Annotated in this window: 1 protein-coding gene; it reads right to left on the bottom strand. The window is 60.2% G+C overall.

The features are described from left to right. Positions 1–592: hypothetical protein (locus AACY45_RS27310; protein ID WP_339548560.1), on the bottom strand; the 592-nt coding region annotated here is incomplete at its 3' end. Between the last annotated feature and the right edge of the window lie 76 nt (positions 593–668).

The following is a 668-nucleotide window of genomic DNA, read 5'->3' as shown; positions in this document are numbered from 1 at the left end:
AGATCACCGCCCCTCCTTCCAAAAGAGCTTTCTTCGGCAGGCTGAGCCACGAGAAGAAGAGCCATAGAAAGCGAACCAGAATCGTGATCTCGGCAATGATATTGCCGTAGCGCAGCAAGGTGGATGCGGCCTCGGCTCGCAGTCGGCGGATGAAACGCCCGCCGATGAAGCCGGACTGCAGCTCGTAGAGAAGCGCACCGTAGATATCCCGCTTGTCATCCAGACCGAGCAATCCGAATGCGGACCGGTTTGGATAGGTACTGAGCGAGGGAAGCGCTCGCGCGGCCGCCAATGTCAGCAGGATCGAGTATTGCGATCTCAGTTGGACATCGGTGAGGACAGCGCCGAGCAGACTTTCCGCCTCGTTGATCCGGGACCAGTCGGCCTCGTTGAGATTCCCGCTGCTATCGTAGAAGATCTTGTCCAGCTCTGCTGCGATGATGGGGTCCGCCGGCGAAGCCGTGTCCGCCTTGCGGATTCGCCAGAGGATCTCGGCCTGCTTCCATTCATGAACCCTCACCTCGGTGGGCGGTTGTACTGGCGGCACCGGTTTCGCCGCAGCAAACCATGTCGATGGATCCAAAAGCCTCATGCGCCCCGTCCCCCTTTCCTTGCTCTGCCCGTGCCAGTCTGCCTCTCGCCTATCGTGACAGCGTCCAGAAGCCGGA

Origin of the sequence: Pseudomonas sp. RA_35y_Pfl2_P32, assembly GCF_963970735.1 — a bacterium.
In the GTDB taxonomy this organism is placed as follows: domain Bacteria; phylum Pseudomonadota; class Gammaproteobacteria; order Pseudomonadales; family Pseudomonadaceae; genus Aquipseudomonas.
Note: the sequence above shows the minus strand (reverse complement) of the source record. Positions and strands in the feature narration are given on the sequence as shown.